Annotated in this window: 21 protein-coding genes; 15 read left to right on the top strand and 6 right to left on the bottom strand. The window is 55.4% G+C overall.

Annotation, left to right across the window (positions count from 1 at the left end):
- The first annotated feature begins 26 nt into the window (after positions 1-26).
- The 8 genes from ACHZCX_RS01810 to ACHZCX_RS01775 all read left to right on the top strand — a co-directional run bounded on the left by ACHZCX_RS01810 (position 27) and on the right by ACHZCX_RS01775 (position 8,582).
- Positions 27-1,319, top strand: a complete 1,293-nt coding sequence (locus tag ACHZCX_RS01810; protein WP_319585531.1) for a folylpolyglutamate synthase/dihydrofolate synthase family protein — start codon at positions 27-29, stop codon at positions 1,317-1,319.
- Positions 1,316-1,627 carry an HNH endonuclease signature motif containing protein gene (locus ACHZCX_RS01805; protein WP_319585530.1) on the top strand — a complete coding sequence of 104 codons (312 nt, stop codon included), beginning with the start codon at positions 1,316-1,318 and terminating at the stop codon, positions 1,625-1,627. Before ACHZCX_RS01810 ends, ACHZCX_RS01805 begins: the two co-directional genes overlap by 4 nt.
- A gap of 209 nt (positions 1,628-1,836) precedes the next feature.
- Positions 1,837-3,126 carry a uracil permease gene (gene uraA, locus ACHZCX_RS01800; protein ID WP_319585529.1) on the top strand — a complete coding sequence of 430 codons (1,290 nt, stop codon included), beginning with the start codon at positions 1,837-1,839 and terminating at the stop codon, positions 3,124-3,126.
- Between the two features lie 209 nt (positions 3,127-3,335).
- The gene (locus ACHZCX_RS01795; protein ID WP_319585528.1) at positions 3,336-5,300 is read left to right on the top strand and encodes a FapA family protein; all 1,965 of its coding nucleotides are present in this window, start codon (positions 3,336-3,338) and stop codon (positions 5,298-5,300) included.
- A 14-nt stretch (positions 5,301-5,314) separates the two neighbouring features.
- Positions 5,315-5,974, top strand: a complete 660-nt coding sequence (locus ACHZCX_RS01790) for a CBS and ACT domain-containing protein (protein ID WP_319585527.1) — start codon at positions 5,315-5,317, stop codon at positions 5,972-5,974.
- A gap of 300 nt (positions 5,975-6,274) precedes the next feature.
- Positions 6,275-7,054: a transporter substrate-binding domain-containing protein gene (locus ACHZCX_RS01785; RefSeq protein WP_394708755.1), complete on the top strand. Its 780-nt coding sequence runs from the start codon at positions 6,275-6,277 to the stop codon at positions 7,052-7,054.
- Positions 7,055-7,069: 15 nt separating this feature from the next.
- The gene (locus ACHZCX_RS01780) at positions 7,070-7,858 is read left to right on the top strand and encodes an amino acid ABC transporter permease (protein WP_319585525.1); all 789 of its coding nucleotides are present in this window, start codon (positions 7,070-7,072) and stop codon (positions 7,856-7,858) included.
- Complete coding sequence (locus tag ACHZCX_RS01775) at positions 7,848-8,582, top strand: amino acid ABC transporter ATP-binding protein (RefSeq protein ID WP_319585524.1); 735 nt, start codon at positions 7,848-7,850, stop codon at positions 8,580-8,582. Before ACHZCX_RS01780 ends, ACHZCX_RS01775 begins: the two co-directional genes overlap by 11 nt.
- Here ACHZCX_RS01775 and ACHZCX_RS01770 read toward each other — a convergent pair.
- Positions 8,579-8,839 (bottom strand): hypothetical protein, encoded by a 261-nt coding sequence (locus ACHZCX_RS01770; protein ID WP_319585523.1) that lies wholly within the window; start codon positions 8,837-8,839, stop codon positions 8,579-8,581. The two genes, ACHZCX_RS01775 and ACHZCX_RS01770, sit on opposite strands and share 4 nt — an antisense overlap.
- Before the next feature lie 369 nt (positions 8,840-9,208).
- Here ACHZCX_RS01770 and ACHZCX_RS01765 point away from each other — a divergent pair, with 369 nt between their 5' ends.
- From ACHZCX_RS01765 to ACHZCX_RS01735, 7 genes are all read left to right on the top strand, one after another.
- Positions 9,209-10,255, top strand: a complete 1,047-nt coding sequence (locus ACHZCX_RS01765; protein ID WP_319585522.1) for an acyl-CoA thioesterase — start codon at positions 9,209-9,211, stop codon at positions 10,253-10,255.
- The gene (locus ACHZCX_RS01760; RefSeq protein WP_319585521.1) at positions 10,256-11,212 is read left to right on the top strand and encodes an ATP-binding cassette domain-containing protein; all 957 of its coding nucleotides are present in this window, start codon (positions 10,256-10,258) and stop codon (positions 11,210-11,212) included. It begins immediately after the preceding gene.
- Positions 11,209-11,994, top strand: coding sequence for an ABC transporter permease (locus tag ACHZCX_RS01755; protein WP_319585520.1), 786 nt, complete (start codon positions 11,209-11,211; stop codon positions 11,992-11,994). Before ACHZCX_RS01760 ends, ACHZCX_RS01755 begins: the two co-directional genes overlap by 4 nt.
- A 61-nt stretch (positions 11,995-12,055) precedes the next feature.
- A complete protein-coding gene (locus ACHZCX_RS01750; protein ID WP_319585519.1) occupies positions 12,056-13,507 on the top strand; it encodes an MBOAT family O-acyltransferase in 1,452 nt (483 codons plus the stop codon).
- A 6-nt stretch (positions 13,508-13,513) separates the two neighbouring features.
- The gene (locus ACHZCX_RS01745) at positions 13,514-14,725 is read left to right on the top strand and encodes a hypothetical protein (protein WP_319585518.1); all 1,212 of its coding nucleotides are present in this window, start codon (positions 13,514-13,516) and stop codon (positions 14,723-14,725) included.
- Between the two features lie 50 nt (positions 14,726-14,775).
- Positions 14,776-15,378 carry a DUF2284 domain-containing protein gene (locus ACHZCX_RS01740; RefSeq protein WP_319585517.1) on the top strand — a complete coding sequence of 201 codons (603 nt, stop codon included), beginning with the start codon at positions 14,776-14,778 and terminating at the stop codon, positions 15,376-15,378.
- A gap of 44 nt (positions 15,379-15,422) precedes the next feature.
- On the top strand, positions 15,423-15,701 hold the full coding sequence (locus ACHZCX_RS01735; RefSeq protein WP_319585516.1) for a hypothetical protein: 279 nt from the start codon (positions 15,423-15,425) through the stop codon (positions 15,699-15,701).
- 15 nt (positions 15,702-15,716) lie between these two features.
- Here the strand turns inward: ACHZCX_RS01735 and ACHZCX_RS01730 are convergent, their stop codons facing one another.
- From ACHZCX_RS01730 to hypB, 5 genes are all read right to left on the bottom strand, one after another.
- Positions 15,717-15,884, bottom strand: a complete 168-nt coding sequence (locus ACHZCX_RS01730) for a hypothetical protein (protein ID WP_319585515.1) — start codon at positions 15,882-15,884, stop codon at positions 15,717-15,719.
- 15 nt (positions 15,885-15,899) lie between these two features.
- The gene (locus ACHZCX_RS01725; RefSeq protein WP_319585514.1) at positions 15,900-17,675 is read right to left on the bottom strand and encodes a putative sulfate exporter family transporter; all 1,776 of its coding nucleotides are present in this window, start codon (positions 17,673-17,675) and stop codon (positions 15,900-15,902) included.
- A gap of 114 nt (positions 17,676-17,789) precedes the next feature.
- A complete protein-coding gene (locus ACHZCX_RS01720) occupies positions 17,790-19,256 on the bottom strand; it encodes a sigma-54 dependent transcriptional regulator (protein ID WP_319585513.1) in 1,467 nt (488 codons plus the stop codon).
- A 23-nt stretch (positions 19,257-19,279) separates the two neighbouring features.
- Entirely contained in the window at positions 19,280-21,706 is a 2,427-nt protein-coding gene (locus tag ACHZCX_RS01715; protein WP_319585512.1) for a DUF3365 domain-containing protein, read from the bottom strand.
- Positions 21,707-22,069: 363 nt separating this feature from the next.
- A complete protein-coding gene (gene hypB, locus ACHZCX_RS01710; RefSeq protein ID WP_319585511.1) occupies positions 22,070-22,780 on the bottom strand; it encodes a hydrogenase nickel incorporation protein HypB in 711 nt (236 codons plus the stop codon).
- Positions 22,781-22,782 lie beyond the last annotated feature (2 nt).

The raw sequence follows: 22,782 nt of genomic DNA, 5'->3' as shown, positions 1-22,782 counted from the left end.
TTCCCTGATCAATCGTACCGGCAACCATGAATGACCGGCAAGCCACAGCCTGGCTGGATCAGCTCCAATTCTTCACAATCAAACTCGGCCTGGACACCACCAAAACCCTGCTGGCCGAACTCGGCAATCCCCAGGACAAATTGAAAATCGTTCATATCGCCGGCACCAACGGCAAGGGTTCAGTAGGCGCAACCCTGCTTTCGATCCTGTCGGCCGCCGGTTATCGCACCGGGTTTTATTCCTCACCGCACCTCTCTTCGGTGCGGGAGCGGTTCCGCATCGGCAATCAGTATATTTCACCAACCGATTTTGCCGAACTGGTCACCCGACTGGCAACTTTTCTCAAAGGACGCCCCAGTCCCACCTATTTCGAATTCACTACCATCCTCGCCCTGCTTTGGTTTGCCGAGCAGCAAGCAGAGGCAGTGATTCTGGAGACCGGCCTGGGTGGACGGCTCGACGCCACTAATGTGGTCACACCTCTGGTTTCGATCATCACCGACATCAGTCGCGATCATGAACAGCACCTCGGCTCAAGCCTCGAAGCTATTGCCGGAGAAAAGGCGGGGATCATCAAGCCCAACGTGCCGGTGATCTGTGCCGGCAGAGCTGCCGAGACCGTACCGGTGATTAAGGCACGTTGCCAGCAGCAACAGAGCCCTCTCTTCCTCTACGGTCGCGATTTTTCCGGAGAGCAAAACAGTGAGGGCGGGCTTGATTACCGCCCCATATCAGGTCCTGATCGCCCTCACCTGCCCCTGGCGCTGCACGGTAGCCATCAGGCAATCAATACCAGCCTGGCCTTGGCAGCTCTCGAAATCCTTGAACCGGTTTTCCCTGTCACCCCGCAGGCCTTGACCGAGGGACTGCAGCACGTCAGATGGCCAGGCCGGATGGAGCTGATCTCGATCCAACGGCAGAATAAAAAAATTCGCTTTCTCCTTGATGGCGCCCACAATGAAGCTGGAGTCGCCACCCTGATCGAATCCTTACGCCAAGGGTTTCCACGACAGCGCCTCCTCCTTGTCTGGGGCAATATGGCCGATAAGGATATGGGGCACGTTTTGTATGAGTTGATGGCGATGGCCGATGCAATCATCCTCACCCGAGCCGAATCGCAGCGTTCCGCCGCACCCACCGCGCTGTACGAACAGTTGCCGTTGCTTGCACGGGCCAAGACGCGCTGCACTCAGACCGTGGAACATGCCCTGGAGATAGTCGGACAAATCGCCGAACCCGAGGATCTGATCTGCGTTGCCGGGTCGCTCTATCTGGTCGGCCGGGTCCGGCAGCTACTGGTGGGGGATTTAGCCCAATGAGCAGCGATTTCTTTTCCCTCGACAGCATCGACGAGGCCCTTATCAGGGTCGAACGCAGCAAGGCCAGGGCGCTGCGGAAGAGCCGATGGTGGCAGCAAAAAACCTCCTCTGGCACCTGCTGGTACTGCGGCCAAAAGGTAGGCTACCACAACCTGACCATGGACCATGTAATCCCTCTGGCACGAGGCGGCCGCAGCACCAAGGACAATCTCGTTCCCAGCTGCAAAGAGTGCAATACTAAGAAAAAATCCTCGTTGCCGGTTGAGTGGGAGGAATATATGGATGAGCTGCAGCGACGCCAGGAATAAAGCCACGAAATTTCTTCCGTCCCCATCGGCCAGTTGCCCGCCCCCAAGTCCGGCCATGTGGTCCCGCCTTGCAGGTGCCGTGAGGACAAGCAGGCTGTTTTCCCGCATGTTCCCCGGCGATTCCCGATCAGGCGACCATCCGGCAATTGTTCGTTTTCCGTAGTAGGCTGTTTCCCAGCTTCACCACCCCATTTGATGGAGTCCAGTTCATGCAGAGAAAAACGATCCAGGTCGAAGAAAAAGTTCCCCTGCTTACAGGTATTCCCTTAAGTTTCCAGCATCTCTTCGCCATGTTCGGGGCCTCTGTCCTGGTGCCGACTCTGTTTAAAATAGACCCGGCCATCGTCTTGTTGATGAACGGGGTCGGCACCCTGATCTATCTCTTCCTCTGCAAGGGTAAAGCCCCGGCCTTCCTTGGATCGAGCTTTGCCTTTCTCTCGCCGGTCTTCGTGGTTCTCGGAGCCAACCAGGCCCAGTGGACAGGCAACTATTCCTATGCTTTGGGCGGCTTCATTGCCTCGGGGCTGGTGTTTATGACGGTCGCCCTGATTATCTGGAAATTCGGTTCGGCCTGGATCAAAATCGTCCTGCCGCCGGCCACCATGGGGCCGATCGTCGCCCTCATCGGCCTGGAACTGGCCAGCGTCGCAACCGGTATGGCGGGCATCATGCCCGATCCGGCCAGCGGTGCGTACAACATGAAAGCCATTGTAGTCTCGATAGCCACCCTCTTGGTAGTCACCTTCGGCTCGGTGCTCTTCCGTGGCTTCATGGCCATTATTCCCGTCCTCACCGGTATCGTCGTCGGATACCTGGTCGCCATCCCCATGGGGCTGGTCCAGTTCGGGGGCATCGCCAATGCACCGTTGCTCGCCCTGCCCACCTTTTATCTGCCTAAACTCGATTTTCACGCCATCCTCATTATCCTGCCCGCCTCCCTGGTGGTGATTTCCGAGCATATTGGGCATCTGGTGGTCACCGGCAACATTGTTGATCGCGATCTGACCAAGGATCCAGGCCTGCACCGTTCTTTGATGGGCGACGGTGTTTCCACCGTGCTCTCGGGATTCTGCGGCTCGGTGCCGACCACCACCTACGGGGAGAACATCGGCGTCATGGCCATCACCCGGGTTTACTCGGTCTGGGTCATTGGCGGTGCGGCCATCATCTCCATCTGCCTGGCCTTTATTGGCAAGCTCTCCGCCTTTATCCAATCAATCCCTGCACCCGTTATGGGCGGCGTCTGCATGCTGCTCTTCGGAGTGATAGCTGCCTCAGGTGTACGGATGCTGGTGGAATCCAAGGTCGATTATTCCAAGCCGGCCAATCTCTCACTGACCGCCATTGTGCTCATCGTCGGCATCAGTGGCGTGGCGGTCAAAATTGGCGATGTCCAACTCAAAGGTATGGCACTGGCCACGGTGGTGGGAATGATCCTTTCCTTGACCTTCCACCTCCTCGCCAAATTCAGGCTGGTCAATGAGCAGACCGATCTGTGATCGGCGTCTCCCTGACCGTGTTCCACCTCGGGGTGGGAACGTACTCCCGCCCCGTACTTTTCCTTGCCTGTCGGTGAGCCTACCCGTCACCCCACTCATTCCATCCTCCCCCCTGCAAGGACAGCAAGCAAATGCTTCTGCCTTGTGATCGTCCCTCCTTTATGGTATTACCTTGAAAAAGTTTCCTTTTTTCAACCTATTGGCCGCGATTGAACAGCATAACCTACTATCTCCGCATCGCACCCGACCAACTGCTTGTCAGCCTCCACTCCACTGGCACGAAAGAGGAGCTGGTAAAGCTCGGTTCCGGGCAAGAATTGCGCGAGCTACTGGCCCGTAAAGGCGTTGTCCATGGCATCGACCAGGAGGCTCTTGCCCGCGCATCAGGGTGTATCGATAAAGCCGAAGAAGCGCTGTCCGATCCCCTGATTTTAGCTGTGGGTACACCTCCGGTTGTCGGCAGGGAGGGTCTCCAACTGCGATTTACCCATCACCCCCTGACTCTCGAAGAAAAAGACGAGAACGGGCAGATCAGCCAAGTTGAAATTTTCCTGACACCCCTTGTCCATAAGGGCGATTTTCTTACGGAATACGGCCCTCCGATCAAACACCAGATGGGAAAAAACATCTTCGGCCAAATACTTTCCTGTCCTCATCAGGCGGAACAGATTTTTTTGCCAGGCGAGAATGTCCCCCAGGATGAAGAGACCCGGCAACTGATCGCTGCGGATACTGGATATCCGTCCTGCACTACCACCCGCAAGGGCTCTGACCACGCCCTCACCTTGAGCGTTACCCCGTTGATCCGTACCACCCCGGACCGGATGCAAGCTCAACTCTGCCTAAGGCCTGCCCCGCCGGGCCACAGCCTGCCTAACAAGGAAACCATCCTCCAAGTTCTGACGGAGAAACACATCACCTTCGGCCAGCTACCCCATGCAGTCGAACAGTGCATCGATTTCTGCGCCAGCGAGCACCGTCCGCGCATCGCCATCGTCGCCTTGGGTACTCTTCCGGTCAAGGGGAAGGATGCCTGGCTGCGCTTTGAAATGGAGATTGGCCCCCTGCCCGGCAAAGTCATGGGCAACGGCGAAATCGATTTTCGCGAACGCAACATGTTCATCGGTGTCAGTAAGGATCAGCTGATCGCCGTAAAAATACCCCCAACGCCAGGGACAGCCGGTCGAGACATCTACGGTGTCCCCATTGCGCCATTACCCGGAAAAGATATTACCGTCCGGACAATGGATGACGCCGCCCTGGACGAGACAACTGGTGAAATTCGAGCGCTGCGGTCCGGGGTGCTTTCCATGGTTACTGAGAATTCGGTAAAAGTCTGTTCTCGGCAAGTTGTCGCTCAGGATGTTGATTACCTGACCGGCAACATCATTTCGCGTGATGCGGTTGAAATTAAAGGGTCGATCAAAACAAAATTTAAGGTGAACGCCCTTGGGGATGTACTGGTTGGCGGTGATGTTGAAAAGGGGCAGTTGCGATCAGACAGCAATGCCGTGATTAAAGGGGGAGTGATCGGCAAACTTGCGAGCGTCCACACCCGCGGAGACATTGACGTCAATTTTGTTGTCCAGGGCAGAGTTCTCTGCGGAAACAAGCTGATCCTCAGGCAACACGCCTCGTACAGCCGCTTACATACTTCCGGCGATCTGCTGTGCAGTCCATCTTCCCGGATCATTGCCTCACAACTTGTAGCATTCGGCTCAATCAGCACGGGCAGTGTCGGATCCGACATGGCCCCGCCCTCACTGCTGGCGGCAGCGGTTTCACCTGAGCAACTGCACCGTTATTTTGAGTTGCGGCGAACCAGCACCGATCAAGCCGAGGTTATCGATACCCTAAAGCGACACATCGGTCTGCATGCCGAAAGTGAGGAGCTCGATGAACTGGTCGCGGACCACAAAGCGAGCTTGAAGCAACTCGCCCACTTCAACATGATTTTCGAAAAAGATGGGGAACCTCAGGACCAGGGCCTTTCCCACGCCCTGGAGTGCACCATTGTTGTCAAGGGCAAGGTGTTTGCCGGCACGGAGATTCGCATCGGCAACAGCAGTATGGTGCTCGCGACCAACTTGACCGACGTTTGTTTTCACCTGCGAGACCATATCCCTGCCGGGGCAAGCAAACGCGATATCATTATCATATCCAACAAAAAATAATTTCGGAGTTTCCTATGTTTGTCAAACTGTGGATGACCAGCAATGTTCTCACTGTTAACAGTAGTCAGCCCATCGCCGAGGTCGAACAGATCATGCGGGAAAACCGTATCCGCCGGGTTCCGGTGGTCGACGATGGCCACTTGGTTGGCATTATCAGCCGTGAAGACATTTTCCGCGCCCTGCCCTCTATCTTCGACCCGAGTATCAGCCCGGAAAACCTTGACCAGGCCGGTCGGATCGAGGCCGGATCGATCATGACCCGTTCACCAGTCACTGTTGAACCGTCCACCCCTCTGGAACAGGCGGCCCTCCTGATGCGGACCCATAAATTCGGTGCCCTCTTGGTCATGCAGGACACGGAATTGGTCGGCATCATCACCGAAACCAACATATTTGACGCCTTTCTCGAAGTGCTCGGTGCAAAAAAGCAAGGTGCCAGGATCGAAATTAAAATTGACCACAAACCGGCCTCGTTCTATTCCATGCTGCAGGTGTTTAAAAAATGCGAGATGACCGTTCTCGGTATCACTGTCTTTCCCGATTTTTCCGAGGAACATCAATTAATCACCCTCAAGGTACAGGGTGAGAACATAGAAAAGCTGATCGACAGCCTTTGGGATTCAGGCCTACAGATCAACCGGCTGCATACGGATGAACACGAATCCACGAAGTGATGACAAGCATGGAAAGCTAGAGGAAGGCAACAAGTAGCACTACAGAGTAGTGGCTATCTTAGGCAAGGAACCAATGAGATTGTATGGTAAATAAGGCCCGCAATTCCTGTAAGGACGGGTAGCTCAGCTGAATAGAGCGCTGGCCTCCGAAGAACAAATCCTTCCCCCTACAATTTCCTGTGAATACCCTTTAATTACATTTTGCGCCCATTCAACAGAGCCGTTTTACACGCTCTCCAAAAACAGGAGGACTAGCCCATGAAACGCGCCACCAGCACCCGTCTATTCTTCAAGAAAATCATGAAGCGCCTGTGGACGCTCTTGCTTGTTGCCGGGCTTGCCGACTCAAGCCTTGGCGCTGACCAGCAGGGCCCGTTGAAAGTCGGGATGGAACTTGCCTACCCCCCTTTTGAGATGACCGACACCACCGGCCAACCGGCAGGCGTCAGTGTCGATCTGGCCAAGGCGCTTGGGATAAGCCTGGGAAGGGAGATCAAGATAGAGAATATGAGTTTTGACGGCCTTATCCCCGCCCTCAAGACCGGTAAGATAGACATCATCCTTTCCTCAATGACCGCTACACCAGAGCGGGCACAGTCGATCGACTTTTCCGACCCCTATCTTCAGACTGGGCTCTGCCTGCTGGTACGCAAAGATTCTTCTGTGCAAACAATTGGTGATCTCGACCAGGTCGGCATGACTGTCGCCGTCAAAAAAGGAACGACCGGGCACAACTATGCGAGCAAAGAGTTGAAAAAGGCCAAAATCCTGGTCCTTGACAAGGAAGCAGCGGCAGTGCTCGAGGTTGTCCAGGGCAAGGTTGATGCCTTTATTTACGACCAGATGTCCACTTATAGCAACTGGCAGCGGAACCCGCAAACCACCCGCGCCATCCTCCGACCCTTTCAGCAGGAATCATGGGCCATTGGTATCCGCAAAGACAACACCGCCCTCAAGGTGGGGATCAATAGTTTTCTCAAAGACTATCGAGCCAAGGGCGGCTTTGAAAAGCTCAGCGACACCTGGCTTCTGGAGCAGAAACAGGAATTCAAGCGCCTCGGTTATCCGTTTTTCATGTAGCCGCCCAGGAACAAAATGGGCGGATTAACAACCTTATGGCGGATGCCGGACGATGACGCGCCGTCGCTGATCTCCCGGCTCATGGCTTTTGCCTTGGTCTTTCTCCTGTTCTCCGCAATTTTCTCTTTTGCCTTCAGCCAGTTACAATATGACTGGAACTGGAGGGCGGTCTGGCAGTACCGGCAGAAATTTCTGCAAGGGTGGATGACCACTCTGCTGATTTCAGTCGCGGCGCTTGGCCTCAGCCTGCTGATCAGCATCTTTTTCGCCCTCGCACGCCGCTCCCGCCTGTTGCCGTTGCGATATCTGGCAATGCTCTATATCGAAGGGGTGCGCGGAACCCCGCTTCTGGTGCAGATTCTGGTCTTTTTCTACGTGGTGGCGGATGCTTTTGGTATCAACAATCGCTATGTTGTTGGAATTCTGACCCTGGCCTTCTTCGCCGGGGCCTATCTGAGCGAAATTATTCGGGCGGGCATCGAGAGCATCGGCGAATCCCAATTAGAATCAGCGCGCGCCATTGGTCTAACGACCTTTCAGACCTACCGTTTTGTCATCCTCCCACAGGTAGTGCGGCGGATCCTGCCCCCCCTGGCCGGTCAATTCGCCTCGCTGGTCAAAGACTCCTCGCTGCTTTCGATCATTGCCGTCAGTGAATTCACCCTCAACGCCCAGGAGGTCAACGCCTATACCTTCAGCACCCTGGAAAGCTACCTGCCGCTGGCCGTTGGGTATCTGCTGTTGACTCTCCCCATTTCCCTGTTCAGCCGCCACCTGGAACAGAAATTTCGCTATGCAACTTAGCCTCGCTCATCTCAGCAAATCCTATAACGGCCACCGAGTGCTGGACGATATCTCCATTGATCTGCCGGATGTTCACGCCCTGGTCATCATTGGCCCATCGGGAGGTGGAAAAACAACCCTACTGCGCACGATTGCCGGCCTGGAACGACCTGATTCCGGGAAAATATGTATCAACGGCAAGCCGCTGCTTTTTGATGCAGCAAGCCTGCTCCTCCATCGTCGCAGCATCGGCACGGTCTTCCAAGCCTTCAACCTCTTTCCACACCTGACCGCGCTCGACAATATCATCCTGCCGCTTGAGCAGGCGCAGGGATATGACCATGAGCAGGCGCTTGAAACAGCCCAGACCATCCTAAAACGCTTTCAACTGACGGCCCATGCAGACAAAAAACCGGCCCAGTTATCCGGCGGCCAACAACAACGGGTGGCGATTGCCCGGGCCATCGCCATCAAACCACGTTTTCTGCTCTTCGACGAACCGACTTCGGCCCTCGACCCGGAGATAACTTCAGAGGTTCTTGATATTATCAAGGAGTTGCAAGATGAGGGACGTGACCTCCTGCTGATAACCCATCACATGGGATTTGCCCGCACTGTAGCAGACCATTGTCTCTTTGTTGCAGAGGGAAAAATCAGAGAAAGCGGCAATGTCGATCGCCTTTTTGACCAGCCGGAAAGCGTTCAGCTCCAGCAGTTTTTGGGAAAAATAACGCGCTATTATTAGTAAAGTGCCCATTGACCATGACATTGCCGGCACAAAAGTCTGTCTTCTTTCAGTCGAGTGTTCGCCCGTTCCGCACAGGATCGAATTTTGTAGCGCTCCGCTTCGTGAGGCGCCATAGGGACAACCTCCTTGCCTCGTCCATTTCTATCGGCAATTGGGACATGCCTATACTCCCGGCTGGCCTCTTCAATCCGCTTGGCATCATAAGTGGCATCCATCAAGTCGCGGAGATAGGCTACCTTTTTGCTAATCAGCATAATCAGCGGAATACCCACCTGACCAACGCATCGAGCTGTATCAGCTTTTTGTCTTTCTATCATAAAAGACAAGCATTTTGTGCCGAGAGGAATAAGGGTGACGGGAGCAAATCAGCGATCAGGTTGCGTGGAATAAAACGCCTGGCGGTGCGACAGAAACAGGGGAAGCCAGGGCATTCATCGATCGCATCCAACAGATCATCCAAATAACAACCCCTTGTTTTTCTTATTTTTAACAAAAAAGCCCCCCTTTCCCCTGCGGCCAGATACTGCTTGCAAAAAAACAGCACATTCCTTACCCTGAATCGGCACTGCAGAATGCACCTCCTTTACCCTTTTTTCAGGAGAGAAAACCGTGAGCGAACGACCATGACCCGACCCTGCGATACCATCCTTCACCAAACCCTGGCCCTGGGCAGCGACCCCGTCCTGCGCCGCAATTTCATGATTGTGGACGAACCCATCCAGGGCAACATCCGCTTTGGCCTGCTGCTCGAAATTCTCGACAAGGTTGCCGAGGAGACCGCCCTGCGCTATGTCACCCAGTTCCATCCCGATGCCAGGGTGGTGACCGCGGCCATCGACAACATCGTTATCCGGCATGCCGAGGATGTAAACCGGGATCTGACCTTTGCCGCCTGCATCAACCATGTCGGCCGCAGTTCGCTGGAGGTCGGCATCCGGGTGGAACAGCTTGGTGAGCCGAAACTGCATATTGCCTCCTGCTATTTCACCATGGTAGCCCGTTCCGGTTATGGCGACGACGTCGTCAGCGTGGCCCTGCCACCTCTGGAATACAGTGAGCCGATCGAAAAAAGGAGGGCTGGCAAAGCGCTGGCCAGACGCGAGGAATACCGGCAGCAGCAGGCGGCTCTGCTTGAACCGCCCAGCCGGGAAGAATATGAAATGATGACCACTCTCCATCTGGCCCAAGAAGAACCTGGGTTTACTGGTCACCTCTGCCGCCGCCTGACCAGCGACGCCTGGGAGCGGATGTATCCGGAGCAGGAGAATGTGCCGCAGAAGATCTTCGGCGGCTACCTAATCCGCCGGGCCTATGAACTGTCGTCGATCTGCTCCGAGCTGGTGGCTCCGAGCAGATCGATCATCGCGGCGGTCAATCGGATCAATTTTTTTCACCCGGTACGCATGGGCGACAAGCTCCACTTCACCTCACGGGTGGTCTACACCAATGACTGCTTCGTTTGCGTCGAAGCGGGCATTGAACGGATCAGCCGCGACCGCACCACCAAGGCCCTCTCCAACTCCTGCTTCTTTACTTTTGTCAACGTCGACAGCAAGCTGCAACACCAACCGGTGCCACCGGTCTATCCGACCACCTACGCCGAAGATGCACGCTATCTGGCGGCTCATCGCAGCCTGGAAATCGTCTTGCGACATCGGAACATGATTTAGATGGACCTGCGGATAGCCTCACCACCGCCAGTGCAGGAAGAGACAGCGTCGCCGATTGTTCAGGTCGACAACCTCTATAAGCGCTACGACGGGTTCACCGCCGTGGACGGCATATCCTTTGCGGTGCAGCCCGGCGAATGCTTCGGCCTTCTTGGCCCCAACGGCGCCGGCAAGACCTCAGTCATCCGCATGATGTATGGCTTCGCCCCGCCCAGCTCGGGCAGCCTGCGAATCTTTGGCTTGGATGTCACAATTGACTGGCGGCAGATTCGCTCGCGCATCGGCGTCTGCCAACAGGATAACACCTTGGACCCGGACCTCTCGGTTGTGCAAAACCTGCTGGTCTTTGCCGGCTACTTTCGTATCCCCGCGCGACAGGCCCGCCAGCGTGCCGAGGAATTATTGCACTTCTTTGCCCTGGAAAAAAAACGAGAGGCCAAGGTGGGCGAACTTTCCGGTGGCCTCGCCCGGCGCTTGACTCTGGCCCGCGCCCTGATCAACGATCCGGAGTTGATCATCCTCGACGAGCCGACCACCGGCCTTGATCCCCAATCCCGCCATCTGTTGTGGGAGCGGCTGCAGAGCCTGCGCACCCAGGGCAAAACCTTCATCCTCACCACCCACTACATGGAAGAGGCTGCCCAACTGTGCGACCGGCTGGTGATCATGGATAACGGCAAGATTTTGGTTGAGGGTACGCCAACCGGATTGATCGAAGCGCATGTCGGCAGCTCGATCATCGAGATCAACGGCGCCGACCAGGAGCTCAGGCAATTTCTCGGCGAACGTGCCATCGGCTTTGACGAGATGGGCGAGCGGTTGGTCATCTACAACAACGGCAATGCTGAAATCGAACAGTCGATTCGTTCCGCCTTTCACTCCCGGCAATGCACCTTCCGTTCGGCCAGCCTCGAGGATGTCTTTCTTCGCCTCACCGGCAGGGAGTTGCGCGAATGATCCGGATGAGCAACATTTCCTGGCGTTTTATGAGCGTCTGGCGACGCAACCTGATAGTCTACCGGAAGATCTGGAAGGTCAACTTTCTGGTGCCGCTGCTGGAGCCGGCCTTTTATATCCTTGCCTTCGGCCTCGGCTTCCAGGGGCTGGTGCAGGGGCTCACCTATGGCGGCAAGGCACTCGCCTACACCCAGTTCATGGCCCCAGCCCTGATTGGCATCTCAATCATGTACAACTCGTTTTTCGAGACCACCTACGCTTCTTTCGTGCGCATGTACTACCAGAAGACCTTTGACGGCATGATGACCACGCCTCTATCGCTGGAGGAGATCATCCTCGCGGAGATCGTCTGGAGCGCCACCAAGGCAACGGCTGCCGCCCTGATCATGATGGCCGTTCTGGGGCTGTTTGGTTTCGTCACCTTTCCTCAAGGGTTGCTGATCGTGCCACTGGCCTTCCTTGGTGGTCTGGCCTTCGGCGCGGTGGGTATGTTTTTCACCGGCATCACCCCGTCGATCGACATGTTCAACCTGCCGATTTTTCTCTTTATCACCCCGATGTTTCTCTTCAGCGGCACCTTTTTCCCGGTTGCCGGACTGCCGGGATGGGCCCAGTCCGCCGCCCTGGTCTTCCCGCTCTATCATCTGGTGGAATTGACCCGGTACTGTTGCTTGGGATTGGTGGAGACCAACCCGCTGCTCAGCCTGGGCTATCTGCTGGTGTTCACCCTCTGCTTCCTCTTTCTCGGGCTGACCACCATGCGCCGCCGGTTGATCAAGTGAGTGATGGGTTGTGAACGTAAAAATGGACAATGCACGGCTAACATTGACGTAAGGTAACAGTATGATTTTCAATTCCTTTCAATTTCTTTGCCTCTTTCTGCCGATCACCCTGCTGGGATTTTATTACCTCGGGCGCACCAGTCAAAAAGGGGCCGCGATATGGTTGCTGCTCGCTTCTTTCTTTTTTTACTGTTCGTGGGATTATCGCTTTCTGCCGATCTTACTCTTGTCGATGGGCGGCAATTATTATGCGTGCAGACAGATCCTGGCCGCGCAGCCATCGCGGAAAAAGAGCTGGCTGATTGCAGCGGTGGTGTTCAATCTGGTGCTGCTGGGTTATTTCAAATACGTCAATTTTTTCATCGCCAGCATCAACGGTTTCGTCTCCCAGGATATTCAGTTGCTGACGATCATTCTTCCCATCGGCATCTCCTTTTTCACCTTCACCCAGATTTCGATTCTGGTTGACGCCTATTATGACAAGGTGCAGGACATCAATTTCCTTCACTATGCTTTGTTTACCTCCTATTTCCCCTACATCGTAGCCGGCCCGGTCCTGCATCACAAAGATATGATGCCGCAGTTTGCCGACAAGGGGAATTATCAGGTGCATGGCAACAACTTTGCCGTCGGCCTGACCCTCTTTGCCTTTGGCCTGGCCAAAAAACTGCTGATTGCCGACAATCTGGTGCCCCTGGTCGACGCCGCCTTCGGCAGCAATAATCCGCAGTTGTTCCAAGCCTGGCTCGGCGTCTTTGCCTACAGCTTCCAGCTCTACTTTGATTTCTCCGGCTATTCCGATATGGCCATTGGCGTATCGCGCCTGTTTGGCTTCCAGATCCCGTTTAACTTCAATTCGCCCTACAAAGCCGCCAGCGTCAGTGATTTCTGGCTGCGCTGGCACATTTCCTTGTCCCGATTTCTCCGTAATTATCTCTACATTCCGCTAGGCGGCAACCGCAGCGGCCCGCTGTCGCGTTACCGCAACCTGCTGTTGACCATGCTGCTGGGCGGCTTATGGCACGGCTCCAACTGGACCTTTGTCATCTGGGGCGGACTGCACGGCTTGTATCTGTGCATCCAGCACGGCTGGCGCAGCCTGAGAGGCAGCCGGGTCGAACCTCCCGGAACAATCATGACCTTCGTCAACCGCGCCCTGACCTTTGTGGCAGTCATGATTGCCTGGTGCTTTTTCCGGGCCGCCGATGTGACCTCGGCCTTGAACATGCTGGCCGCCATGGCCGGCGGCAATGGGATTTCCGTGGCTACCGCCGCCGATCCGCTGGCATACGCGATCCTGGCCCTCAGCGCCTTTGCTGCCTTTTTTCTGCCCAACACCAATGAAATCATCATGCACCTGGAAAGCCGTTTTGAAAACAAACCTTCTTCGTTTTCCCTCTTCACCGTTCAGTGGTCGCCCGGGATCCGCTGGGGGGTGGCAACGGGCATCATCCTGGCACTGTGCATCCTGTCCATGGACAAGCCCCAAGATTTTATCTACGCCCAATTTTAAGTGATCATGACCCCGGTATCCAATTCAACCAGCCTTCGTTCCTATTTCCTGGCCCTGGGCCTGACGGCATTGCTCCTTCTGGCCGGCATCGTCACCATCAATTACCTGATCGATCCCTATTATCTGCATCAGTGGGACACACCCTTGCTCAAGCGGTTGGGTCCGGCGCAGCAGAAAATAGTGCCGTGGGCGAAAACCTATGCGGTCTACCGTTATCAGCCCGAGGTGGTGTATCTCGGCAGTTCACGGGCGGAAATCGGCCTGCCCACCGATACGCCTCTCTTTCAAGGCAAACGGGTGTTCAACCTGGCGATCAGCGGTGCTTCTTTGGGCGATGCCATCGGCATGCTCAAACACACGAGCACGTTCCATCGGCCGGAAATAGTCGTCTGGGGCCTGGATTATGGCTGGCAATTCAGGCAGAAAGCCGGCAATACCGATTTCAATGACGACCTGGTGGCCCAAGGGCAGTGGTATCCTTTCAAACGATTGCTGATGGACGTCAAACGGTCGATCTCTATGACCACGACCTCGGATGCGGTCAAAATCCTCGTCGATCCCAACGCCCAGCAATGCCTGTCGATTCTGGCAACCTACGGGCATAAATCCGATCAGTGCCTGGAATACATCATGGCGGATGAAGGCGGCACCCCCACGGCTTTTGACAAGATCATCCGCAAGAGCGATCCCCAGGGAACGCCGGACAATGTCCAAACCGCTCTTCAGTTACTCGACACGGTCACGCGTGATTACTGCCGCCAAGGCACGACGTTGCGCTTCTTCTTCCACCCTGTGCATGCCCTGGCCGAACTGTCGTATTGGGAAACAAACTGGCAGGATCTGGATCGCTGGAAACAGGATCTAGTGCAGATGGTTGACGCCCGGAAGCAGGAAGGCTGCGACATCCGCCTGATGGATTTTTCCGGATTCAACGCCATCACCACCGAAGCGGTGCCCCAGGCAACCGGCAAAGATGCCATGCAGTACTATTGGGAGCATTCCCACTACCGTGCCGAAGTCGGGCAGCAGATTCTCGAACGACTGTTTGCCGCAACCTCTCAGGCGCAACCGGGGGATTTCGGGGCAGAGCTGACCGGCAAGACGATTGACCCACATCTGCTTGCCTTTGAACAGAATCGCGAGACGTATTGCCGCAGCCACCCTATTGAAACCAAGAACAAGGCCGTATGCAGTAAGGCTGTGGTAACAACTCGATGATTTCGTTCAGGGAGTTAAGTCCGCCGCTACATGATCACAGGAGAGCGGCCATGCGACCAGAGGCAAGCATCATGGAAGAATTGATGGCACAGGCCCGATCGTTGGGGGCCTCAGCGGCGGTGATCATCCCGGCGGCGTCTCTGGTCGTGGAAGATCGGTTTGCCGTTTTATGTGGCGCGCCGCAGCGCTGTCCCGGCTATGGCCTTGCTCCCGGTTGCCCGCCGCATGCTCTGCACCCCTCGGTTTTCCGGGAACAATTGCGGGCATACCGACATATTCTGGTTTTTAAGATCGACGCCCCCGTTGCCGATTTGATGGGGACCAAGCGTTTGCCTCTTGCCCGCTCCATTCACCGGATCGCAGCCACTCTGGAAAAAGCGGCCCGCAGCCGAGGCATGCTCCAAGCGCGAGGACTTGCCGCCGGTTCCTGCAAAGAACTGTTCTGTGCGGCAGAAGAGGCCTGCGCGGTGCTGAACAAGCACCAGCCCTGCCGCCATCCTGATCTGGCCCGGCCTTCGATCTCCGCTCTCGGGGTAAACTTCACGTCGCTGGCAGAGAGCGTCGGCTGGCAGTTCGCACGAATCGATCCGGACGCGGTTGCAAGCGTTGAACCGGCCATGGGGCTGATGGCCGGATTGGTTTTGCTGACCTAAAAAGGAGGCTTTCGACCTCCGTCGTTCATGAAAGGAAGAAAACAATGCACACCGACGAATACGAAATCTCCATTGCCCGCGAACTGAACCATCACCAGCAGGTGGTTAAAAAAATACGGGCTAAGCTGGAAGAACGACGGCAAAAATTTGCGATGGACTATCCTGAGGTGGCCAAAGCCTTTGCCGAAGGCCGGTTGGCCCTCACGGAAAAAGAGCTTGCCCAGTGGCAAGACGACATCGAGGCGCTGCCCGTATGGGAACAGCGCCTCGAAGAATACCGGCAGGCCTTGGCTATGATGCGGATCTCGGCCTCACGGTTTTAATTCAGTTCTTTTCCCTCAATGCCCTCCTGGGAAAAGCCACTGGCTCAGGTAGTACAGGAAGAAAAGCGAACCGACACCGATCCCGATGCTCCAGCGGACCAGCGACAATTCGACCGGCAGCATGGGTTCGTACTCCATTTTTTTTATTTCATCAGCCAGTTTGGGTTGCTGTTGCTGTTCCATGTTATTGTCTCCTTGTTAAATTGTTGGCGGCTTAACGCCATGGAAAAAGAGCCATGAGATGAAAAGGCCGACCCAGATAATAAAACCGAACAGACTGATACAATAGACCGCCGCCAGCTTGCCGAGCCCCTCCTCCATCAATTTCTTGAAGTTGGACACCAGGCCGATGGTGAAAAAGCAGAGGAGAAAGAAGAGTCCCCTGAAGACATCCCCTTGGTTGCTGGAGGATTTCGCCTTGCTCAGGAAGTTCTTCGGTTCCTTCATGGTCTCGTTGACGGCCTTTTGCTTCCCCTTGACGCCATCCAGCTCGGTCTTAAGACCGGCCAGAACCGTAGCGTCGGTGGTGGCCTTCATCTTGGTTTCAATGGAAGTGACCGAGGCCTTCAATTCGGCCGCTTCTTTCTCGGCCGGCCCCATGACTTTGGCGGACGGCCAGCACATAGCCACAAGAATGACAAAGGTCAGCACGTAGCCGATGACAAATTTGGGGAAACGGTGCCAAATCTCGCCGGCATCAACCTTCTGGCCAGGCTTGACGTCGATCTTGGCGCACCAGATATAGGCCAGAATAAAAGCCCAGACGCCGATGAAAATATCGATGAACATCTTCACCGTGGTGGCGGTCATGGTCACCCAGCCCTCGGCATAGTTAATGTTCGCCAGATCAAGGGCCTGGGCGCGAATCAGGGCATCAGTGATGGCCCCACTGGCGATGGCGCCACCGTCGGATTTAACCGCCAGCCCCATCCAGGCACCGGCCACCAGGGGTTCAGTCCAGAGAAAATACTTGGCCAACAAAGGTAGAAGTACCATCTCCACGGCCACAAAGATAACAACCAGAGAAGAAACCATGATCGGGACAATGGGCCGGGCCCTGATGGCACCACCGGTGGCAATAGCAGCAGAAACACCGCAGATGGAGATACCTGAGGCCAACGGGGCTGACCATTCACGACTGAATTTGAAATATTTGCGGGCAATATAATAAACCACCGCCCAATAAATGAGGTAGGCCTCAACAATGGCGCAAAATCCCCGGAACATAATGTTCGAGGCTAGGCCGAAGGACTCAGCCGCCTTGATACCCAGACCGGCGCCCATGATGACAATACCGGTTTTGATGTACAGCTCAGGCCGGGCCGCCTCTTTCATCATGTTGGCCAGGCCGGGGAAGAAGTTACCGATGATCAGACCGAGAATCAGGGCAAAAATGAAGCCAAACTCGCCGCTCATGCTCATGGACCAAGGAATGCCAAACTTGACCGCCTGGTCCTTGGTAGCGGCGATATAGGCAAAATGCCCCATGAACCAGCAGAGATAGCTGAGCCAGAAGGCTAGGGTGAAACCGAACATGAACTTCGGCACATTGGCCCCCAAAGCCACCGCGCCGAGGGTCATGATCGCCAAGGCGAAGAGGTAAGTGAGGGCAACCGACATAAGGGGCGACATGCCTACCTTTTCGTATTGCTGCCCTACCTGCAGTTTGGAGACATCTCCCTCAACGGTTGTGGTTGATTCCTTGCCCTCCTTGTTTTTCAAGGTGAGTTTCTGGCCATCGATCTTGGTGATCTCACCCTTCACCGTCTGATACTTGGCGGAGATGGTGGTAATCGCTTTGCCCGGATCGATCCAGACACCTGCTTTGGCGCCCCATCCGAGGAGGTCCATTCCCTGGAACGACCCCAAACTGAGACCAAAAATGATGAGACCAAGTATCAACGCCAGCCAATCCTCGCTGATCCAGCCTCCCCCCTCTCCCAATTTACTTTGTTCTGCGCTTTCCTGAGCCATAGAACCTCCTTTTTTACTCATTGACAGTATCGTGAAAACGATGATGTTTTCACGAGTTGAACACCCACTCCACATTCAGTTCAAAACCGGCACTACGAAGCCGGTTAGTGCTCCTTATTGAGGCCCCGCATAGGCGCGGAAGGTCGCGGCATGCTCGCCCGTCCGGGCCAGGATTTTCTGCACCGCTACCCGCGATAGGCCAGATATCCGTGCCGCCTCGGAAACGTTACCCCTGGTCAGCCTCAGCAGGTCCCTGACATACGCAAGGGTGAACGCATTAACCACCTCTGCTTTGGCCTCCTTGTATGCTTTCGGCGGCCTCGTCTGGCCATCTGCACGATCCGTATCACAAACCAAGCGGCTGCCCCCCTCCAGCACAATGCGAACCAGTTGCATATCCATTCGCTCACTGGGGCAGAACACCGTCATCCGGCGGACAAAATTCTGTAATTCTCGCACATTGCCAGGCCAGGGACAAGTCGACATCCACTGCAGGACCTCCGGTGCCATCTCCTTCTCGGCAAGGCCCATTTCCCTGCAGGTTCCTCGAAGAAAAAATTGGGCCAGCAAGGGAATATCCTCAACCCGTTCCCGCAGAGGCGGCAAGTTCAAGGTTAAGACATTGAGGCGATAGTATAAATCTTCCCGAAAAGTCTTGTTCTTCAGGCAGGCTTCAAGATCCTGATTGGTAGAGGAAATGACCCGGACATCCACATTCTGATTGGCAGTTGAGCCGACAGGACGAATCTCACCGTTTTGCAGGCAACGCAACAATTTGGTCTGCACGGCGGGACTGATGTCGCCGATTTCATCCAGATGGATGGTGCCGGTGTGGGCGGCGGAGAATAACCCTTTATGGTTCCTGTCCGCTCCGGTGAAGGCACCTTTGACATAGCCGAAAAGTTCGCTCTCCAGCAGATTCTCAGGAATGGAAGGGCAATTCACCGATAAAAACGGCCGGGCTGCTCTTGCCCCGGTCTGGTGGATCAACCGGGCAACCAGTTCCTTGCCTGTTCCAGATTCCCCACGGATTAACACCGCATAATCCGACTGGGCCACGGCAGCGATTGTCTGCCGTAATTTGCGCATAGCTGGCCCTTCACCCACCAGTTCCCCATGGGACCCCTGCCGGGAAAGGATCTGCCGCAGTTGGCTGTTTTCCTCGAGCAGGCGACTCCGCTCCAACCCTTTTGTCACCACCCGAAACAGTTGGTCCGGCTCGATAGGTTTGGTGAGAAAATCGTAGGCTCCGGCGTGCAGGGCTTCCACAGCTGTTTCCACGGTTCCATAGGCACTGAGCACAACCATGCTCAGGTCGGGATGGAGCTTGATCGATTCGGTCAGCAACTGCATTCCGTTCATCTCGGGCATGCGCAAGTCTGTGATCATCAGATGCATCTTGCGAGCGGTCAGGATCTGCAAGGCCTCCTTCCCGCTCTGCGCCACTTCCACCCGAGCCTCGATGAATCGACCGGCAACGAGCCGGGCCAAACCGCGGGCGAAATCCTGCTCGTCATCGACGATGAGAATGCCCATCCCTATAGGGCTGTCGGTCGCAGTCGGTGGGGAAAGTGTGGTCATAGTTTCGTGCTCTTCAGATGGAATCATGATTCCAGAGACGGCTTACCCGCCTCAGGTAGGATCACCGTGAATCGAGCACCGCCTAAGTCGGGTGCTCTGCCTACCTCAACTGTGCCGCCGGCATCGGTCACCATGGCATACACAACAGCCAGCCCCAGTCCGGTTCCGGCACCGATCTCCTTGGTGGAGAAAAAAGGATCGAAAATATGCGGCGCGTCGTCATCAGCTACACCTGGTCCGTTGTCGGCGACTACAACCTGAATCAAGCCCTCTCCGGCCGCTGCCACCTGGACGTGAATCTCACCGGAATAGGCCATAACGGCGTCAAGCGCGTTGATCATCAGATTACTGAGTACCTGTTCCATCTCCCCTACCCCCAAGCGCACCATCAAGGGCTGCGCAGGAATATCAAGGGAAAGACGCACCTCTTTCTTGGTGGCCTGGACTGAGAAAACTTCGGTCATAGATAACGCAACGGCCACGGCGTCGGCAGCGCCTGATCCAGCCGACTTCGGTCGGGCAAAGTTGAGCAGATCTTGCAGGACCCGCTGGGCCTGTCGGGTATGGCGCTCAATGATTTCCAGATCCGCGTTCTGCTGCGGATCGGTGATCGTCTGCCTCAACAGATTAGTATAACAGAGGATCACCCCGAGAGGGTTATTGATTTCATGCGCCAGGCCTGCGGTCAATTTGCCCACGGTGGCCATGCGCTCCGATTGCCAGACCTGGATGCGCATCCGCTTCTCCATTGTCGTTTCCCGCAGGTAGACCACGACTTGGGAAACGGATTCGTCCTGACCAAAGACGGGGTAGAGGGAAAGGGCGAAAGATCGGCCGCCTGGCAGACTGATCTCGCGCTGGTCCGGCTTACCCCGGGAAATGGTCTCCTCCATGAATGCCTGCTCAGCGGTACGATCAAAGAACACAGAGAGGACATTGCCATCGGTTCGCTGGCTGTCGGTTAATTCCGAAGTGAGCGTTCTGGCCGCCTGATTCACGGTCAACACCGTGCAGGCTGCATCCATGAGCACCAGAGGATCGGAAATGCCTTCGACAATGGTCTCCAAAACGTTCATCTGTCTGAACAGGCTGTCAACGGCGGTCAGATTCTCGGCCGCAATGCCCAGCTGTCGACCAAGGGCCTGCAACACATTGAGGTCATGTCGCTCCGCCTCGGCCTCACTCTGCCAGTACAGAATCAGCAAGCCTTCGGCGTTGCCGGTGCTCGACTCGACCGGAATAAAAATTCGACTGTCTTGAGCAACACAGATGCTTCCGGTCAACATCTCCACAAAATTTGCGGGCAGAGCCGGCAGAGCCTCTGATTCCGGCCACACAAAAGAGCTATGCGAGCCCATGGTACAGACATAAGCGATCCGCACGGCCCCGAACCGCTTGCAGATCTGTGGCAGCGACAACCGCCAAAGTTCCGCTCTAGCCCTGCTCTTGAACATGTCTTCCAGCAGGTGAACGAACAAATGTACATCCGCCCGCCGCGCCTCGACCTCGGCGGTCAGGGCATCGGTTCGTTCGTCGACCATCAGACGCAGATTCTCGGCGTAATTCTGCAATTGGCCCCGGGCCTCGAACAGGTGCTCGCTCATCTGTTCCATACCGTCGACCAGTTCCTCGATCTCGTCGCCCTGTTCAAGCTGGCGCAACAAGGCGGAACCTTCGGCATCATTGATATTGCGGCGAAAGACCGTATTGAGACGTTTGAGATTATTGACGACCAGCACCTTGAAGAGCAGATTGGCGCTAAAAAAAACCAGCACTACCGCCAGGGTGAAAAAGGCAAACGTAGTCAGGATGGTCTGCTCCACCCGGCCGACACTGCCATGCACAGAAATGCCGACAAAATCAACGCCGGCAACGTCGCCCAGCCGTTTGCCGAACCCGCGGTCACCGTACAATTGAAGCAATTCGGCGGGTGCATCCTGGGGACGGCCATGGCAATACATGCACCCCTGTTCAAAACGGACCGGCCGAACCATGAGATAGTATTTTTCACTGTTGATAACCCTGTAGCCCTGCCACAGGTTCTGCTGCTGGTTCTCGCGAAAATATTGAATCAATTCGCGTTCATGATCGTTTGCTTCGTAATCAGGATTGCGGGCATCCATGGCAACCCGGCGGAAAATGGTGCCATCCTGCGGAGAATTGACCGAGGCCATGATTTTTCGCGAGATATACGAAGACGACATGGCCTGGATAACAAACGCTGTCGGCAACCGTTCATACATGGTGGGCCGGAGAACATCGCGGACATAATGCTGCACCGAATCCACATGGGTGAGAATAAGTTTGGCCTTGTCCACAACCTCTTCTTCCAAGACGTTGCGCATGTGGAGGTAGAACCCCAGAGAAAAGGCCACACCAAGAAACAAGGAAGCCAAGACCATGCCGGTGATGAATTTAGCCTGAATCTTTTGGGGTTTTGGAATATGCATGCGCTTTCCTGGAAAATTCAACTTCCGGCAAAGACCGAACCTCTCGCAGCTGCGAATTCAACACACCACATCTCACAGAGCATTCCAGCTCCCAGCCGCAACACAGACCAAGGGTGTTGATGCTCTTTCTTTTTCTTGGCCAAAAAAAGCCAATCAAAAGACGTGCCACCGTAAGTGGAATAAAAAAAACAATTAATTAAAGAGGGTTACGCTTCGATACCCGGCACGAACTGTTGCCGGATGTTTACACATGATAACACAAGTATCCTTTATGTGGAAACTTGTGTTATCACTTTAAAGAGGCGAGATGTCGGCTGATAGGGACAGGGGATGGAGAAGGCGAGGAATCTTAGTTGGCAGAGATTATTTCCGCAGCATGTTGTTCAGATAGGTCAGCCAAGCGTCAAAACCCTCGCCGGTGGTAGCGGAGAGGGTCAGGATTTCCAATTCGGGCTTGAGCCGCAGCGACTCCTTGGTTGCCTCTTCGACTGAAAAGTCAAAATATGGGAGGAGGTCGGTTTTGGTGATCAGCACCAGATCAGCGCTTTTAAAAGTGGCCGGGTACTTGGCGGGCTTATCCGAGCCCTCGGGGGTCGAGAGCAGGACCACTCGCCGGTGTTCACCGAGATCAAAGGTGGCCGGACAGACCAGGTTGCCGACGTTTTCAATAAAAATCAGGTCATAACCACCACCCTTGGCAAAATGCTCGAGCACATGGAGGCCGCCATGGACCATGGGCGCATCGAGGTGGCAGGCCCCGCCGGTGGTCAACTGCACCGCCGGCACGCCCTTGGCGCGGATGCGGTCAGCGTCGCGCTCAGTCTCGATATCACCCTCAATGACCCCAATTTTAACTGTGTCCTTCAAGGCCTCGATGGTCCGCTCGAGCAGCGTGGTCTTCCCCGAACCGGGGCTGGAGATCATATTAATAGCCACAGCGCCCATATGTTCGATGTGATGTCTGTTGGCATCTGCCTGTTTCTGGTTGGCTTCCAGGAGACTCCGGTTGACCTCGACCACCTTGCTATCGTGCTGATGGTGGTCGTGCAGTTGACAGCCACAGGTATCACACATGA

The sequence above is a fragment of the uncultured Desulfobulbus sp. genome, assembly GCF_963662935.2.
GTDB lineage: Bacteria > Desulfobacterota > Desulfobulbia > Desulfobulbales > Desulfobulbaceae > Desulfobulbus.
Note: the sequence above shows the minus strand (reverse complement) of the source record. Positions and strands in the feature narration are given on the sequence as shown.